This window comes from Rodentibacter myodis (assembly GCF_001999305.1).
In the GTDB taxonomy this organism is placed as follows: Bacteria; Pseudomonadota; Gammaproteobacteria; order Enterobacterales; family Pasteurellaceae; genus Rodentibacter; species Rodentibacter myodis.
In genome coordinates this window covers 1-16,478 of record NZ_MLHQ01000018.1, presented here as the reverse complement: position 1 = coordinate 16,478, position 16,478 = coordinate 1, and the positions used below count along the sequence as shown (strand labels likewise).

Annotated in this window: 15 protein-coding genes and 2 pseudogenes; 2 read left to right on the top strand and 15 right to left on the bottom strand. The window is 41.8% G+C overall.

All coding sequences use genetic code 11. The annotated features are described in order from the left end of the window. The 10 genes and pseudogenes from BKL49_RS07640 to BKL49_RS07595 all read right to left on the bottom strand — a co-directional run. Positions 1-421: pseudogene (locus tag BKL49_RS07640) on the bottom strand (alpha/beta hydrolase); the annotation flags it as partial. Positions 422-616: 195 nt separating this feature from the next. Beyond that, a pseudogene (locus BKL49_RS07635) lies at positions 617-840 on the bottom strand (YfbR-like 5'-deoxynucleotidase); the annotation flags it as partial. Between the two features lie 7 nt (positions 841-847). Further along, positions 848-1,867 (bottom strand): outer membrane-stress sensor serine endopeptidase DegS, encoded by a 1,020-nt coding sequence (degS, locus tag BKL49_RS07630; RefSeq protein WP_077424159.1) that lies wholly within the window; start codon positions 1,865-1,867, stop codon positions 848-850. Beyond that, on the bottom strand, positions 1,868-2,986 hold the full coding sequence (gene ribD / locus BKL49_RS07625) for a bifunctional diaminohydroxyphosphoribosylaminopyrimidine deaminase/5-amino-6-(5-phosphoribosylamino)uracil reductase RibD (protein ID WP_077424157.1): 1,119 nt from the start codon (positions 2,984-2,986) through the stop codon (positions 1,868-1,870). 2 nt (positions 2,987-2,988) lie between these two features. After that, complete coding sequence (gene nrdR, locus BKL49_RS07620; RefSeq protein WP_077424155.1) at positions 2,989-3,438, bottom strand: transcriptional regulator NrdR; 450 nt, start codon at positions 3,436-3,438, stop codon at positions 2,989-2,991. 60 nt (positions 3,439-3,498) lie between these two features. Next, the gene (gene recC, locus BKL49_RS07615; RefSeq protein ID WP_077424153.1) at positions 3,499-6,909 is read right to left on the bottom strand and encodes an exodeoxyribonuclease V subunit gamma; all 3,411 of its coding nucleotides are present in this window, start codon (positions 6,907-6,909) and stop codon (positions 3,499-3,501) included. A gap of 41 nt (positions 6,910-6,950) precedes the next feature. Continuing rightward, positions 6,951-7,226 carry a DUF5374 domain-containing protein gene (locus tag BKL49_RS07610; protein WP_244151974.1) on the bottom strand — a complete coding sequence of 92 codons (276 nt, stop codon included), beginning with the start codon at positions 7,224-7,226 and terminating at the stop codon, positions 6,951-6,953. A 4-nt stretch (positions 7,227-7,230) separates the two neighbouring features. Next, positions 7,231-7,947, bottom strand: a complete 717-nt coding sequence (locus BKL49_RS07605; RefSeq protein ID WP_077424151.1) for a DUF2572 family protein — start codon at positions 7,945-7,947, stop codon at positions 7,231-7,233. Next, a complete protein-coding gene (locus tag BKL49_RS07600; protein WP_077424149.1) occupies positions 7,910-8,614 on the bottom strand; it encodes a PulJ/GspJ family protein in 705 nt (234 codons plus the stop codon). The genes BKL49_RS07605 and BKL49_RS07600 overlap by 38 nt, the downstream gene beginning before the upstream one ends. 3 nt (positions 8,615-8,617) lie before the next feature. Then, complete coding sequence (locus BKL49_RS07595; RefSeq protein ID WP_077424147.1) at positions 8,618-9,133, bottom strand: pilus assembly FimT family protein; 516 nt, start codon at positions 9,131-9,133, stop codon at positions 8,618-8,620. A 212-nt stretch (positions 9,134-9,345) separates the two neighbouring features. Here BKL49_RS07595 and suhB point away from each other — a divergent pair, with 212 nt between their 5' ends. Both suhB and BKL49_RS07585 read left to right on the top strand, forming a co-directional pair. Next, positions 9,346-10,149: an inositol-1-monophosphatase gene (suhB, locus tag BKL49_RS07590; protein WP_077424145.1), complete on the top strand. Its 804-nt coding sequence runs from the start codon at positions 9,346-9,348 to the stop codon at positions 10,147-10,149. A gap of 239 nt (positions 10,150-10,388) precedes the next feature. After that, complete coding sequence (locus BKL49_RS07585) at positions 10,389-11,777, top strand: cytochrome-c peroxidase (RefSeq protein ID WP_077424143.1); 1,389 nt, start codon at positions 10,389-10,391, stop codon at positions 11,775-11,777. Positions 11,778-11,831: 54 nt separating this feature from the next. On the opposite strand, the gene BKL49_RS07580 is transcribed toward BKL49_RS07585, so the two are convergent. The 5 genes from BKL49_RS07580 to BKL49_RS07560 form a co-directional block, all read right to left on the bottom strand. Next, a complete protein-coding gene (locus BKL49_RS07580; RefSeq protein ID WP_077424163.1) occupies positions 11,832-12,614 on the bottom strand; it encodes a Cof-type HAD-IIB family hydrolase in 783 nt (260 codons plus the stop codon). 18 nt (positions 12,615-12,632) lie between these two features. After that, positions 12,633-13,103 (bottom strand): rRNA maturation RNase YbeY, encoded by a 471-nt coding sequence (gene ybeY, locus BKL49_RS07575; protein ID WP_077424141.1) that lies wholly within the window; start codon positions 13,101-13,103, stop codon positions 12,633-12,635. Position 13,104: 1 nt separating this feature from the next. After that, complete coding sequence (locus BKL49_RS07570; protein ID WP_077424139.1) at positions 13,105-14,187, bottom strand: PhoH family protein; 1,083 nt, start codon at positions 14,185-14,187, stop codon at positions 13,105-13,107. Between the two features lie 109 nt (positions 14,188-14,296). Next, positions 14,297-15,436 carry a DUF2827 family protein gene (locus tag BKL49_RS07565; RefSeq protein WP_077424137.1) on the bottom strand — a complete coding sequence of 380 codons (1,140 nt, stop codon included), beginning with the start codon at positions 15,434-15,436 and terminating at the stop codon, positions 14,297-14,299. Positions 15,437-15,576: 140 nt separating this feature from the next. After that, on the bottom strand, positions 15,577-16,478 hold a 902-nt coding region (locus BKL49_RS07560), incomplete at its 5' end, for a YadA family autotransporter adhesin (protein WP_244151973.1).

The following is a 16,478-nucleotide window of genomic DNA, read 5'->3' as shown; positions in this document are numbered from 1 at the left end:
CGGAAGCAAAGACCTTTAACGGGTCAGCCAGTTGATAGCGGGGGTCTTTTGTCTTTTCGCCATTTGCTTCAATCAACACATAGCCATCGCTTAAAGAGAGGGGCGTGGTTTCATCCCCATCGGTTAATTGGTAATTATCTTGGTTGTGGTAGGCAGACGATTGATGAGTATCACGCATTAATTGCCAAGAAACCATTCCACACTTCACGCCGTGATGAACACTTTTGCCGAATTCATTAATTTTTGCTTCATAAGCACCACCATTTTCATCATACACTCTTACGCGAATGCCTTTGGGTAAATCCTGTTGCAGGGTATCTTGATGACAAATCGTCAGCGTCATTCGACAGGAATTCATTCCGGTATTAATGGGTTCGGAGCGGGATTGATATTGTTCGATAAAGTTTTGGAAATTAGGCATTGGTGTTTTCCCGTAATTTATTTTTAATTATTCCTTGTTGTTCTAGGATATCCGCACGTTTATTAATCTCATAGAGTTTTTCTTGTTCATTCTTATTTTGAGACAGTAAAATTTGGTTTATCTTACCTTCGGGATCGAGAATATTAAAAACTGTGCCATATACTAAGCTGATTAATGCAAAACATGCACTAGTGTAATTTCAGAAGTATCATAATACATTGCGATCACCGCAATGCGTTCGAGGTTTGTTGTATCGACAAAAATTTATTGTTGATGATCGCCAATGCCTGCGCCATAAACGCCACTTGTAAGCTGTGTTCGGCAAGGTTTTCTTTTTCAATATTACGCATTAGCGACCAACGTTGAATTAAACGTAGGCGATCTAAACAAGCGAAAAAATGACTGGTTTTAATGTCCATATAACCTCTAATTAGACGGCAGTTCTTCCACCATTACCGGCACATCAAACACGCGCCCTAAACGGGCAATGGTTACTACAACTTGTGTATTAGGCTTTGTATTTGCGATAATTTGCATAATCTCAGGTGCAGAAATCTCTTCTTTATTATTTAATTTTAAAATGACATCCCCCACTTGAATCCCTGCCTTTTCCGCCGGACTATTCGGACTAATACCCGTTATCACAATCCCTTCCCGACCGGAACTAATATCGCTTTGCACCCCAAAATAACCACGAATAACGCGACCATCACGAATAATTTTTTGCAATACATCATTGGCAATATCCATTGGAATGGCAAAATTTAACCCTTCGGCAATTTCATTGGCGGTTTTACCAATGCTCAGCGTGCTGATTCCCACCAATTCTCCGGCGGAATTAATTAATGCGCCGCCCGAGTTGCCGCGGTTGATCGATGCATCCGTTTGAATAAAATTTTGTCTGCCAAGGGAATCCCCCACTGCACTGCGTCCCACCGCACTGATAATGCCTTGCGAGACACTTTGCCCTAAGTTGTAAGGATTCCCGATAGCCAAGGCGATGTCCCCTACGTGTATCGGTCGTTCAGGATTTTGCGGAATGGTAGAAAGCCCATCGGCACGAATTTTGAGTACGGCAAGATCCGTTAAATTGTCCGATCCCACCAGATTGGCTTCATAAATATTGCCATTTTGTAATGCCACCACAATTTGATCCGCATTTTGAATAACGTGTTTATTGGTGAGAATATAACCGTCTTGGCTCATAATCACGCCCGAGCCCAAATTGTTCACTTGAAGTTGATCATTATCATTAATACTTGCGGAGGAAAAAGATCGGTTATACACATTCACCACCGCAGGGGAAGCGATACGCACGGCATTTTTGAATGACATTACCTCATCGGCAGTCGCAATGCTATTCGTATTGAGGCGAGGGACGGCAAATAAAATCACCCCTGCCGCCGCCAATCCCCAAAGGGCAGAATGAAAAAGTTTTTTAAGCATTTAAGATCCTTTTGGCGTGTAAGTTAATTTTATATCATCGCCAATCTGTTGAAATTCGTTTAATTGCCATAAAGGGGCATCCGCCAACTGTGTTAAATGAGGAAGTTGGCACAAACCACGAGCCTGATCCCCTAATAATTTTGGCGCAACATAAATAATAAGTTCGTCCACTAATTTTTGTTCAATCAAGCTGCCCGCCAAATTTGCGCCTGCCTCCACCCAAAGGGTATTAATTTGGCGTTTTCCCAATTCAAGCATTAATTCGGATAATAAATTTTGTTTCGGCAGAATAATTTGTTCACAAAAAGCCGGAAAAGCGGAAAGATCACGCGCCTCGTTCGCCACCAGCCAAACCGGTGAAGCCGTTTCAAATAATTTATGGCTTGGTTGAATACGATGTTGAGAGTCTAAAATCACCCGAACAGGTTGGCGTACGCTTTCTTTGACGTAATCTTGCTTCACCTCATCAGGCAGTTCTTCCCAACGCACATTTAAACTTGGATTATCCGCCAAAACCGTTGCCGAAGTGGATAAAAGCGCGGATGATTTTGCCCGCATTTTTTGCACATCCGAGCGTGCAGCCCCCCCCGTGATCCATTTACTTTCGCCACTCGCCATTGCTGTTCTACCGTCAAGGCTCATCGCTAATTTCAGTTGTACAAAAGGGAGATTTTGACGCATTCGTTTCAAAAAACCTTTATTCAGACTTTCGGCAGAATCATTCAATAAATTGACAGCACTTTTAATGCCTGCCTCATTTAGCATTTTCAACCCTTTCCCTGCCACTTGCGGATTTGGATCCTGCATAGCGGCAATCACTTTCACCACCCCTGCTTCAATAAGCCCCAAAGCACAAGGTGGCGTGCGACCATAGTGGGAGCAAGGCTCTAAAGTCACATAAGCGGTCGCCCCTTTTGCTTGCTCGCCCGCTTGTGCTAAAGCAACACGTTCGGCGTGCAGCTGCCCGGCTTTGAAATGAAAACCTTCGCCCACAATTTCGCCATTTTTCACCAACACACATCCTACGGCAGGATTTGGCGAAGTGGTATAAGCCCCTTTTGCGGCTAAATCTAATGCACGCTGCATAAATTGATAATCTTGTTCGGAAAATGCTGACATTGCTAATCCTTCAGGCTTTCAATTTCTTTGGTAAATTGATTGATATTGTCAAAACTCAAATAGACGGAGGCAAAACGAATATAGGCAACTTTATCCAATTCTTTCAGGGCATTCATCGTCAGTTTACCCACTAATTGACTTGGCACTTCACGTTCTCCCGTTGCACGCAACTGAATAATAATGTGGTTGATGGCTTTTTCCACGTCATCTGCACTGACGGGGCGTTTTTCCAAAGCGTGCTGAATGCCGCTACGGAGTTTGTCTTCATTGAAAGGCTCCCGTGAGCCATCGTTTTTAATGATTTTCGGGATAACTAATTCTGCGGTTTCAAAGGTGGTAAAACGCTCATGGCATTTGCCACATTCACGGCGGCGGCGAACCTGATAGCCATCGGATACTAAACGGCTATCAATCACCTTGGTTTCTTCAGTGGAACAAAATGGACAATGCATTGGGGAAATCCTTACAAAAAGTGGGCGGTTATGTTACCAAAAAAAGCCGGCTTTGACGATTTACTTCGCCCCTTTATCCGTGCTTTTCTTCCCGCTTTTTATATTTTTGTCCGTATCAGTCCGCTCAAACATTAACCCAAACCAAGATTTTGTTTGTCTAATCAATGCCGTAAGATTTTCGCTCTCTTCAAATTTTGAAGTTTGTGCCAAGACCCGCCTCCAATAAGGATCGGCTTTTTTCGCACTAAAGGCATCATTCTCTGCCAATTTTTTGAGTTTTTCCAAAATTGCCACAAAATCAACCGCACTTTCATCCACCAAAAAATCAAGGATTTTATCCCCTGTTGGCACAAGCTGAATTTCAGTTTGGCTCTGTAAATAATCCCGTACATAAATTTGTAGTTGTTCCAAAGCGGTTTCCTGATCCAACGCCGGAAATTCAATGGTTTTATCTTTTGTAATTAAAAGCGGCGGCTCAACCTCATTTTGCGTAACACATTGAATCAAATAATAAAGCCAAGGACGAATACGATAGCGATCTTTGTAAGTGGCAAAACGCCATTCAATTACCCTATCATCAAACAAATTTTCTATATAACCAAACAAGCGAATTCGGTGTGTTTTTCCCAGCCAATCAACCGCTAAAGTAAAATCAACGGGCGCACTGTGCGGATCACCCAAATCTGCAATTTTCCCTTTAAATGCCAACACGGTATCCCGCACCGTTTCCGCTTCAACCCGTCCAAATTCGGCACGTGGTAACACGCCCTTCACTGTGGCTTGGGCAAAATATTTATCAAATTGATCTTCATCCAAATACAAAAGATCATTGTTGAGGGCATATTTCTCCAATCCGTTTAAGGTGAAATTTTCACTGTCGGCAATGCGATCATCTTCATCACGAAAATACACGCCTAATTGTTTTTCAAAGAAAAATTTCACCGGATTTTCCACAAAGCCCACCAACCGATCTAATTCAATTTCCGTGATGTTCTCCGTATTTTCCATTAACACGGCAAATTCTTTTTGGGCGACAGTGCCGCCGACTTTTGCCATCGGCAGCCATTTTGCCGCAAAAGAGCGGTCAAAATTTTCGGTGTTTTTAAAATTACTTGGGCTAAATGCCGTCATACTATGTTGTTGAACCTGTAATTTATTTTCCGCCCCTTGCCCTTGATTTATATAATCCAGCAGTTGATTCACCAACACGGAAGGTTCTTTGGCTTGATTATCGGTTATCGAGCGACCGATATAGCTGATGTAACAATAATCCCTTGCCGCAAGCAAAGCCTCAAGGAATAAATAGCGATCATCATCACGGCGAACACGGTCGCCTTTTTGATGGTGATATTGCATTAAATCAAAACTATTCGGCGTTTGCGTGCGTGGATAATCCGCCTCGTTCATTCCCAGTAGGCAGACTACTTTGAAAGGCACAGAACGCATTGGCAACAAGGTGCAGAAATTCACCTTGCCGGCTAAAAACTTGAGGCTATTTGGGGTATCTTCCAATTTTGTTGTCATTACATCGGCAATCACATCTGCCTGTAACGGTGTATCAAAATGAAGTTCGTTCAACTGTTCTGCCACTTCATTTATTTTCTCTTGAAGATAAAAACGCGTCTCCGCCGTTTCTTCATTCTGTGCAAAAAAATCCGTCAAAAGTGCGGTTAATTTTTCACGCCATTTTTCGATAGCATAAGCCTGTTGAAGATCTTGATGCCAACGGGAAAGGGCGGTGAAAAAATGCGATAATTTACCGGCGAGTTCCCCTTTTAAGCCATAACTGCTATCGAAGCCAAGGCTTTCCTGCCAAATGCCCTGTTCTTCCCGCATTGCATAACCCAATAGCATACGTTCCAAACCGGCTTGCCAAGCATTAAAATTCACGCCGTCTTGCCATTTTTGTAAGCCAAAACGAATGCCCGAATCCGCCACCCATTCCCGCACTAAAGGTAAATCGGAAAGGGAAATATCAAAACGTTCCCGCACTGCCGGAATATCTAACAACGTCAATATTTCTTCCGCACTAAATGTGCTTTCTTTTAAACGTAGCAAGGTCAAATAACTGGAAACCAATACATCACTTTCCGATAATTTGTTATCGGAAATGGAGAAAGGAATCAGTGGTGAATTGCCGTTTTTCTGCCCGAAAACCGCCTGAATATAAGGCGTGTATTGATTAATATCCGCCACCATTACCACAACATCTTTTGGGGTTAAGGTGCCATCCTGATTGAATAAATGAAGTAAATAATCGTGCAATACTTCCACTTCCCGCATCGCACTGTGGCAGGAATGAAGGGTTAAAGTGCGGTCATTTTTTTCAATATTTAATGGTTGATTTTGCAAATGTAAAATATGGGATTGCAACTGCCCAAGTAAGGTGGTGTTTGAAATGTCTTCATAGGCATTCACAGGATAAGTTTCAATACGTTCTTCATCTCTCACTAAAGTATAGAGAAAATCCCGCCCCATTTTGCCCCACGCCGCAAGCAACGGATTACCGATTTGCAGATTTTCATCGTGATAGGTGGTTTCAAGGCTGCCTTGTTCCAACTGTGATATTTGCGCCGCTGAAAAGAGCGGTTGAATTTCCGCTTGTTTTTCATAATCACGGCGTGTGCGGGAAAGTAAATAATCCCACCGCAAATCGCGAATATCGCCCCAATATTCTTGGCTTGGATTATTAAAGAACAAATGAATATCCACCTCTGTGGACATCGCCTGCAAAATGGATAAATAGGTGATAGGCAGTGCCGAAATGCCAAAAATAAACACGCGGGAAGGCAATTTTTTAGGCCGATTTTTATCTTTTAACAACGTTAAAAATTGCTCGTGTAACGCCGCCCTGTGGGTAGCCTGTTCGCCGAGATCATTTTTGACGATTGCCACCAATGCCCGCCATAGCTCCCCCTGCCACGCCACATTGTCTTGGATTTGTTGTAACAATGCCTCATTTAAATGGGCTTGTTGGCTTTGGATTTGTGCGGCGATCTGTTCATCTTCGCCCCTTTCCCAAGCAAAAATCCATTCCGGACGATAGACTAAATATTGGTCGAATAAATCGGCAATTTTGCTGCTTAGTTGATAAAGTTTATATTGTTCGGAATGCGGGGAAGAATCCAAATAATGGCGTAAGGGGGCAAAATTTGCCTGTTCTAAAAAATCCGGAATCAAGTCCATTAAACGCCACATCATTGAATCTTTATCAAAGGGATTTTGCAACGACACCGCCGGTAAATTATCCGCATAAAGCTGCCAAATAAAACTCGCCGGCATTGGAAAAGCCAAATTCGCGGAAATGCCGTTTTTGTTTGCCTGCGCCATTTGTAACCACTGCGCCATACCGGGGCTTTGCACTAAAATGATGTCTTGTTGGAAAGGATCTTCCGGCGGAAGACTTTTGAATAATTCGGCGAGAATTTCTTTTTGTTTTTCAAGTTGATTGGAATAATAAACGATGAACACAACGGCGACCTATGCTGAAAAGACAAAATAATAGGCGCATTCTACTCGGTTTTCAGCCTAAATTCACCTTGCGGATAGCGAACCAACACCTGATTGCCTTGGCATTGCACCTGAAATTTTACGCCGTTTTGTTGCACCGTCTGTTCACAAGGCAATCCTAAAAATTGTCGTTGTGCCTGATTTTCGGCAATCTGTAATGCCTGAAAATCATCATAAATTTTGACCGCACTTTTTCGTTGCGTTGCCGCCCATTGATTAAATGCCAAAAACACGCCGCTAAATAAGGCAAGTGTCAACATCACCGAAAGCGGCGACATTCCTTTATTCTTCCCGAAGGTTAAAATCACCCCAACTTTTCTCCGCCAAGTGCCATTTACTATATTGTTGAACCAAAGGTTCGATCACTTTTTTGCCGTAAGCTATGCTTACACCGTCTAATGTTAATGTGCCGCCTGTGATCACCGCACCGCTAATTCGTCCATTTCCGTGCAGGGTTAGATCACCTTCGGCAATCACAATACCCTGCACTTTCCCCTTTACCGTCCAATCTTTTTGATGTTCATCAAACCAATAAATTTGCGGAATAACATTTTCTACCAGTGGATTGGGCGGCGTGGCAAAGTGCGGTTGAAATTCGGCAAGATTTTCTAACCGAATGAGAGTAGATAACGCCCTTTGATTCTCCCCTTTTGTGGGGGATTTCTTAAAGATCGCCATCCGCCGACACCAAAGGGAATATTGAATAGCATCTTCCGCCCCTTCTAATGTAACGGCAATTTGACGAACTTTATCGGCATTATCCAGAGGAAGATTTTCACAAGCATTTTGCTTCTTGGCGAAGGTCATTTTTTGTAAGACCAGCGTTCGTTCTACATAATTTTTCCGTTGCATTTGTTGCGCTCGGAAAAAGCTCAAATAACGCTCATCAAACAACAAAATGACTGCCAGTAAACCTGAAAGAAAGATCAAAACCGTAAGCGTAACCACACCTTTTTTCATTTTATTGATTCCAAAATGCCACCACCATTGTGGTTTCATAGAAAATTTCGGGATTGGCTTTTAGTTGACCGGCAAGCAGAATTTCCATCCCTTTTCCTTCTGCCAAAGGATGAAATCGCAACTGCGTAATTTCATATTCTTTTTCATCCAAGAGATCCGTCCAACCGCCGCCGGCATTGCAAGCCTTTTGTTGAAGGGCTTTTTGACATTCCGCTGCCGTACAATTCCCTTTCACCGCGGTTTTATAAGTTTGCTTGGTTTCGATCATTTTGCCATTCAACTTATAACCAAAAAGTTCTTTTTCGATACCTTTCGCCACATTTTGATTGCCTTTCAAGCACGTATTTTTGGTATATTTTTCGCCAATACAACCATTGGCATTGAGATCGTAAAAAAACAAAAGGCAACTATTTTGCGGCGCATTATCCGCCTGTGAAATAAACCAAGCCTTTCCTTTTTCATCCAATTCAAACAGATTCAGATTACTGTCAATCAATTTTTGATTTAATGCCCGAAAACCGGCACGGCGAAGATCTTTGCCCATAAGCTGAATGGTACGTTGTAATTCCGCCTGTAATTTTAGATGTAACAACATTTGTCGATTCTGAACCTGCGTATGCACATAAAATTGTGAAACCACCAACAAAAGTGTGGCGGAAATGGCAAGTGAAATCATTAGGCTGAGTAAGGTTTGACCTTTTAACATTCCTTACCTCGTACAAGCACTGGCTGATTGGGTAGGTTTTAATTTCAAGCTGCCCACATTAAAAAAAGAAAATAAGGTACGTTCTTCACCTGCCTGTAATAGGAAACAATTCGCATCAATGGTGTTGCGAACACCGTTAAAACGTGCCACTTCTGTAGGATAAAACTTTGGGCTGATCATTGTGGTTTTTTCACCAAAATAGGGAAAATAAAAATGGGCATAAACCTCTTTCGGGCAGGTTGTCGGATGTAAACAATCACAACGTTTGTCATTTTTCACTTGTGCCGTGATACACCACTGCTTTGTCGCCGGATGACGACTTGCCAAAATCAACCAAATCTCGGAGGAATTTTCAGCCCGTGCCTGAATTTGTCGCAGGAATAAATAAAGCTGATGTTGTTCCTTCGCCAATATCAGTTTGGGGTTATCCATTTGCCGGAGGGGAAGGGTAACGCTCAACACAATCGCCAGCACAGCCAAGCCAATTAATAATTCGATGAATGTCGCCCCTTTTTTCATAAAAACTCCCTCGATTTTGACCGCACTTTAAGGGGGATTGGGCAAAAATAACAACGAGAGCAAACTATTTTTGCGGGATAAATCGCAAAATTTACCCAAAGATCGCCAAAAATAGCCCTAAAGTTTTCCTTTTATGATTTTCGGCTGGTTATTTTTGCAAATATCGCTATAATGCCTCGGAATTTTTTTGTTCTTTAAAATCTGGTGGAAATATGAATCCAATGTTAAATATCGCAATTCGTGCGGCACGAAAAGCGGGCAATGTAATTGCTAAAAGTTATGAACGCCGTGATGATATCGAAAGTAACCCAAAAGGCATCAATGATTATGTCACCAATGTGGATAAAGCGGCGGAAGCGGAAATCATTGAAATTATTAAAAAATCCTACCCTGATCACACAATCATTACCGAAGAAACCGGTGCGATTGAAGGAAAAGATAGCGATGTACAATGGATTATTGATCCACTGGATGGCACGCGTAACTTTATGAACGGTCTCCCGCATTTTGCCGTGTCGATTGCCATTCGTGTTAAAAACCGCACCGAAGTGGGCGTGGTTTACGATCCTATCCGTAATGAATTATTCACCGCCATTCGTGGCGAAGGCGCAAAATTAAATGAAGTACGTTTACGCGTAAATAATAAACGTGAACTTCAAGGTGCGATTCTTGCCACCGGTTTTCCATTCAAACAACCTAAATTAATGCCAACCCAATTTGCAATGATGACTTCCCTCATTGAAGAGGCGGCAGATTTCCGCCGTACCGGTTCGGCCGCGTTAGATTTATGCTATGTGGCGGCAAGCCGTGTTGACGGTTATTTTGAAATGGGCTTAAAAGCTTGGGATTGTGCCGCAGGGGATTTAATTGTGCGTGAAGCAGGCGGTTTGGTCTGTGATTTTGAAGCCGGTTCGGGCTATTTACGTAGCGGTCATATTGTTGCGGCACCGGCTCGCGTATTAAAAGAAATGCTCAACAAAATTCGTCCTTGTTTAGGGGCAGAATTTAAAAACTAAAAGACTTCCTAAAATAACCGCACGTTGATCTACACGCCAAAAGTGCGGTTATTTTTATTCCTTTTCCCGATATTATGTCGCAACGCATTTTCTAAAAACACAATGGATACAAACGCCTCTAATAACGACCAATCGAATCTATAGATTTTGCAAATTAATTTTCTTGATTCTTATCAAATAAGCATATCCCATTTATCAGTAAACTCCCCCCGCTTTATATCTATCTATTGGAGAATTCTATGAAAAAACTGATCCTTGGCTCGGTGACAGTTGCGATTGTTGGTTATTTAGGCATTGTGGGCTACCTTCATCAATTCGACCAATCACAAGCCACGCAATTATTAATGGAAAATCATTATTCCGGAGATCAACAAAAAGTGGCAGAAGTGATGATGAATAACGGCTGCCAATATTGTCACAGCCCGAATGCCACACTTCCTTTCTATTCCACCCTACCGGTTGTAGGAAATGAAATGCAAAAAGATATCCAGCAAGGGCTTCGTGCATTTCGTATGGATCGATTACTTGAAGGCGCAAAAGACCCAAGCAAATTATCTCAAGCGGATTTAGCAAAATTACAGCAGGTTATTGAAAATGATGAAATGCCATTAGCAAAATTCCGTCATTTACACTGGGGATCAAAACCAAACGAGCAAGAAAAATTACTGTTGCTAAATTGGATTCGTGAGCAACGCAAAATGCTATTACCAAAAGAAACGCCAAATGTCGATGTAAATCGTTTGGTTCAACCGATTCCGGATAGCATTGCGACAGATCCTGCCAAAGTGGCACTGGGTCATAGTATTTTCTTTGATGGACGCTTGTCCGGTGATGGCACAATTCAATGCCATAGTTGCCACCAATTAGATAAAGGTGGTGTAGATCGTCTTGAAACCTCAACCGGTATTAATAGTCAAAAAGGCCCTATCAATGCACCGACTGTCTTTAATGCCGCATTTAACTTTGTGCAATTCTGGGATGGGCGTGCCGCAGATTTAGCCGATCAAGCCAAAGGACCGCCAACTAATCCGGTAGAAATGGGTTCAACCTCTTGGGATGAGATCGTGGCTCGTTTTGAAATGGATGAAAATTTCAAACAGGAATTTTTGAAAGAGTACCCACAAATCACCAAAGAAACGCTCACACACGCCATTGGTGAATACGAGAAAACCCTTATCACGCCAAATAGCGATTTCGACCGTTATCTGAAAGGCGATAACACCGCCTTAAATGAACAACAAGTTCGCGGTTATGCGTTATTTAAACAAAACAAATGCGATACTTGCCATACAGGGGTTTCTTTAGGAGGACAATCCTATGAATATATGGGACTTTATGGCGATTATTTTAAAGATCGCGGTACACCATTAACCGAGGCGGATGAAGGACGTTTTGCACAAACCAAAGATCCTTACGATATGCATCGTTTCAAAGTACCAACACTGCGTAACGTCGCCTTAACGATGCCTTATTTCCACGATGCTTCCACAAGTGATCTGAAAGAAGCAGTACGCATTATGTTGAAATATCAAAGCAATATCCCACAACCAAAACAGCAAGATATTGATGATATTACTTCATTCTTAGAAACATTGACTGGTGAGTTTAATGGTGAAAAATTAAAATAGTTTTATAACTTGAAATGACCGCTGCAAGTGCGGTCATTTTTTACTTAATTTCTATTAAGGGAAAACTTCTTCTAAAATCAAGGCTAAACCATCTTCATTATTTGTTGTCGTCACTCGATTAGCAGCCTGCTTAATTTCTTGCGGTGCATTGCCCATTGCAACGCCTAACCCCGCATTTTGTAGCATATCCAAGTCGTTAAAGTTATCGCCGAAAGCAACGGTTTCTTCCATTTTCACCTTGAAATAATCAGCTAAAAAACGCACGGCATTGCCTTTGGTTGCCGATTGGTGCATTACTTCTAAAAAACTTGGGTGAGAACGGCAAATACTTAAATGTGGGAAATCTCTTTTTAAATGGTTTTCAATTTGGATAATTTCGTTTGGTTCGCCGATAATTTGAATTTTATGCGGCGAATACTTGGTACTTTCATCATAGGGATCTATCTGTATGCCTGTTACACCACGTTCAAAAATCACCCATTTATTATTCACATCACGGGCAACGCAATCATCATTTGTATAATAATTCACACCTAGTGCCGGATACGCTGCCAACACCCGATTAATTTTTTGAATGTCTTCAGCAGAAATCTTCACCGAATAAAGAGGATTTAATGCACGATCCAAAATCAACGCACCGCCAAATGCCACAATTACATTGTAATTTTCAATTTGTTTGGCATAAGGCAAAATGCCGAGGGGCGAACGGGCGGAAATCGGGACAAAAGGAATACCCTTTTGGGTAATACGCTGAATTACAGCGAGGGTTCTTGGGGAGATTTTGTGATCAGAAGTTAATAGCGTACCATCAAAATCACTAAATACGGCTTTATACATCATCATTTCACCTGTTGTTTAATCTTCTTTTTCCGATAAATAAGGATCGGCAAAGCCCAATCCCTGCATAATTTGCGTTTCGAGGCTTTCCATTTCTTCCGCTTCCTCATCTTCAATATGATCATAGCCTAACAAATGCAAACTTCCGTGTACGATCATATGAGCCCAATGTGCCATCAGCGGCTTTTCTTGTTCTGCCGCTTCACGTTCTACTACTTGACGACAGATCACCAAATCACCCAATAATGGCAATTCCACTTCATCAGGACATTCAAAAGGAAAAGAAAGCACATTTGTGGGGCGATCTTTTCCACGGTAAGTCAAATTCAATTGGTGGCTTTCCGCCTCATCCACAATACGCACTGTTATTTCTACATTATCACCTTCCGGTTGCACCGCGGCAGTTGCCCATTGTGTCATTTGTACTTCTGTTGGTAAACCTTCCGTATTTTCGGTAGCGATTTGTAAATCAATTAATATACTGCCCATTTTATTCTCCAAAATTCTCTGCCAAAACCGACCGCTCTTTTTCTCGTTCGGCTTTGCGTTGTTCTGCCCATTCTTTACGGCGAATTTCATCTTGCACTTCCCAAGCCTCGTAGGCTTGCACGACTTTTGCGACCACCGGATGACGCACAATATCTTTGCTGTCAAAATAGTTGAAACTCAATTCCGGTACGCTTTCCAATACCTCAATAGCGTGGCGCAAACCGGATTTTGTACTTCGAGGCAAATCAATTTGGGTAATATCACCTGTGATCACAGCCTTAGAATTAAAGCCAATACGGGTAAGGAACATTTTCATCTGCTCCACCGTGGTATTTTGGCTTTCGTCTAAAATAATAAAACTGTCATTTAGGGTACGTCCGCGCATATAAGCAAGCGGCGCAATTTCGATCACATTACGTTCCATCAATTTTTGTACCCGCTCAAAACCCAACATTTCAAATAAGGCATCATAAAGCGGGCGTAAATAAGGCTCAATTTTTTGCCCTAAATCCCCCGGTAAAAAGCCCAATTTTTCACCGGCTTCAACAGCAGGACGGGTTAATAACACGCGGCGAATTTCTTGGCGTTCGAGGGCTTCTACTGCCGCCGCTACCGCCAAAAAGGTTTTCCCTGTTCCCGCAGGGCCGATACCAAAGCTGATATCGTGGGTTAAAATATTATGCAAATATTGAATTTGATTTTCGCCACGCGGCTTAATCACGCCCCGCTTGGTTTTAATCGTAGTGCTATACACTTTACTTTCCGCACGGGGTGATTCCGCTTGCGATAACATTCTGCTTTCTTGTAATGCGATATGCACATCTTCCAAATCCAATTCATTCACTTTGCCTTTAATCGGTGCGGTATCCACATACAAATCTTGGATTAATTTGACCGCACTTTGAATCAATTTTTCGTGATGCGGTTTGGGATTTTCTTCATTTGATTTAATCGTGAAGGTGAAATTATTACGTGAAATAGTAAGATTAAATTCTTTTTCAATCAGTTTAAGATGATCATCAAATGCTCCGCAAAGCGATTGAAGGCGGGCGTTATCTTGAGGTTCGAGGGTAAATGTCGTCATTAACGTTTAAGTCTAACTTATTTAAAATTGCGCATATTTTAACTGAATCTAGCGGTTCAAAACAAATTTAAGCCACCCTCTTGGGTGGCTTTTTTAAAATCCTGTCAATTTATTCATTAAATAAGCGTTTAATTTCTTTTTCATACAAATAAATATTAACCGGATTGGTTGGTAGCAACGATTCAAGGTACTCATTGGCACGATTCACATAATCTTGATGATTTTTATCGTGATTTTCAATCACATCCAATAATACCTTTGCACCCTCAAAGGCATCAAATTGATCGTAATAATACCCTACCCCTTTAGGCAATAATTTAGAATTGTGAATGAACGGATAACCGCCATATAAGGCATCGTTATAGGTATAATTTAAGCCGTTTTCCCACTGATGACTTAACACAATATCCACATATCGGGTCAGAAAATCAGGCATTTGATAACGGGCTTCCACTGTCATTATATTGTCCCGCACCATATCAGTACGCCCAATAAAATTGAAAAAAGTTGGATTATTCCGCTTCTCAAAAGTATTGCAGGCATAAAAATGTTTCAGCTTTTCCGGCTGGGTACGATAGACCTGTTCACAAATCAAAATAGGGATAAAGCTGGTTTTAACCACATTGATATTGGCTTCAAAGCAGGCAACCCGTTTTCCTTTTTCTGTGCTATTCGGCTGATAACCGAAATCTAAATTATGTTGCGTTTTTATTCGCTTAATCACTTTATCGCAGAAAAGCGGCGACCAAATTGCCGGTACAACATAAGATTCACAACGATACATAATGGAAAAATAAGAACGGCAGGTATTCTCGTGTTGAGGCAACATCCATACTGCATCAAAGGTTGTACCATTAAAGGTTCTTCCCGCAGGTTTATCAAACAGAAAATATTCCATATCCATTACAAAATCATTACCGATTTTATAACAAACGATTTTGCCATTATGATCGTGCATACGTTTTTTCTGATGAGGTTCAATCGTAAGTGTTCCTTCAATGAGAACATCCAATTCATCGATCACCTCGTCAATGTAGGCAAATTTCAACCCCAAATCATTTAGCATAAAGCCTTCCGGTGGAGTGGTTCTTTTTTTCGGCCCCCAAAATACCAACATTACATCTTCCACAATGTCGGAATGTTTCAATAAGGTAAACAAATGAATAATATTTTGATTAGCACCATTTGCCCAAATATCCGTTACCTTGGCTTCTAAATTAAATGTAATTCCAATTTTATATTTACGCATAGATCACCTTAATTAAGATGTTATTAACGATCTATTATGTTTAGGCTCGCGACAATCTCTGTCGAGCAATATTTGTGGCTAACAAAAACAAAAGATCACCCAATAAAATTGAGTGATCTTTTGCATAAGCTAACTAATCATTATTTCCATTGATAACCGATACCGGCACCAACATTAAAGTCACCGCGGGTTGTTGCCCCACCACTAACTTTGAAAATAACTTTGTTATTGTCGCTTAACTTAGAATAACCCACTGCAACGGCACTTTCACCTTTGAAGTTACCAACACCGACTCCAACCAAATTTGCACCCGGTTGCGTTACTTGTGGAATATTCGCCATTGCAGTTACGCCGGCAATACCGCCACGAAGTTTCTTATCGGCTTTTCTGAGATCACGGCGTACAGAATTTACCTCGCCTTTCACTTCATTAAGCTGATTCATATTCACGGCATCCGTACCATTTACCCCCGGGGCAACATTGGTAATACGGCGTTCATTACCGGCACTTCCTACCGAAACCGTATTCGGCTCATTTGCCACAGAATTTGCACCTAATGCCACAGAATTTTCGCCTGTTGCTTGGGCATTTTGACCAAGTGCGGTCGATTTATCTGCTGTTGCTTGAGAATTTTGACCTATTGCAGTTGCATCAGTCCCGGTGGCTTTCGATTTATTACCGATTGCAGTAGCATTCTCTTTCGTTGCTTCCGCACCATAGCCTAAACCGGATGAGTTCTTACCGGTCGCATTGGCACTTGGATCGCCATCAGAATTATCCGCCCCAAAAGAAGTTTTACCATCTTTGCTAACCAAACCGGAATCTTCAATTTTCTGCAATGAAGAATTCGCACTACTTGCCGCAGCACTAGCTTCAGTCGCCGCATTAGTTGCAGCATCTGCAGAAGAAGCCGCATTATTTGCAGCACTATCTGCTGAAGTTGCAGAAGATTCCGCATTGCTTGCAGAAGTTGAAGCTGCACTGGCTGAACTACCTGCCTCTGTCGCGGAAGAAGATGCGTTGCTTGCAGAGGTCGACGCTG

Excerpts from the sequence above, each read along its gene's own strand:
- degS (WP_077424159.1), bottom strand. The coding sequence starts at position 1,867 with ATGCTTAAAAAACTTTTTCATTCTGCCCTTTGGGGATTGGCGGCGGCA.
- ribD (WP_077424157.1), bottom strand. The coding sequence starts at position 2,986 with ATGTCAGCATTTTCCGAACAAGATTATCAATTTATGCAGCGTGCATTA.
- nrdR (WP_077424155.1), bottom strand. The coding sequence starts at position 3,438 with ATGCATTGTCCATTTTGTTCCACTGAAGAAACCAAGGTGATTGATAGC.
- BKL49_RS07610 (WP_244151974.1), bottom strand. The coding sequence starts at position 7,226 with ATGTCGCCGCTTTCGGTGATGTTGACACTTGCCTTATTTAGCGGCGTG.
- BKL49_RS07605 (WP_077424151.1), bottom strand. The coding sequence starts at position 7,947 with ATGAAACCACAATGGTGGTGGCATTTTGGAATCAATAAAATGAAAAAA.
- BKL49_RS07600 (WP_077424149.1), bottom strand. The coding sequence starts at position 8,614 with ATGTTAAAAGGTCAAACCTTACTCAGCCTAATGATTTCACTTGCCATT.
- BKL49_RS07595 (WP_077424147.1), bottom strand. The coding sequence starts at position 9,133 with ATGAAAAAAGGGGCGACATTCATCGAATTATTAATTGGCTTGGCTGTG.
- suhB (WP_077424145.1), top strand. The coding sequence starts at position 9,346 with ATGAATCCAATGTTAAATATCGCAATTCGTGCGGCACGAAAAGCGGGC.
- BKL49_RS07585 (WP_077424143.1), top strand. The coding sequence starts at position 10,389 with ATGAAAAAACTGATCCTTGGCTCGGTGACAGTTGCGATTGTTGGTTAT.
- BKL49_RS07580 (WP_077424163.1), bottom strand. The coding sequence starts at position 12,614 with ATGTATAAAGCCGTATTTAGTGATTTTGATGGTACGCTATTAACTTCT.
- ybeY (WP_077424141.1), bottom strand. The coding sequence starts at position 13,103 with ATGGGCAGTATATTAATTGATTTACAAATCGCTACCGAAAATACGGAA.
- BKL49_RS07570 (WP_077424139.1), bottom strand. The coding sequence starts at position 14,187 with ATGACGACATTTACCCTCGAACCTCAAGATAACGCCCGCCTTCAATCG.
- BKL49_RS07565 (WP_077424137.1), bottom strand. The coding sequence starts at position 15,436 with ATGCGTAAATATAAAATTGGAATTACATTTAATTTAGAAGCCAAGGTA.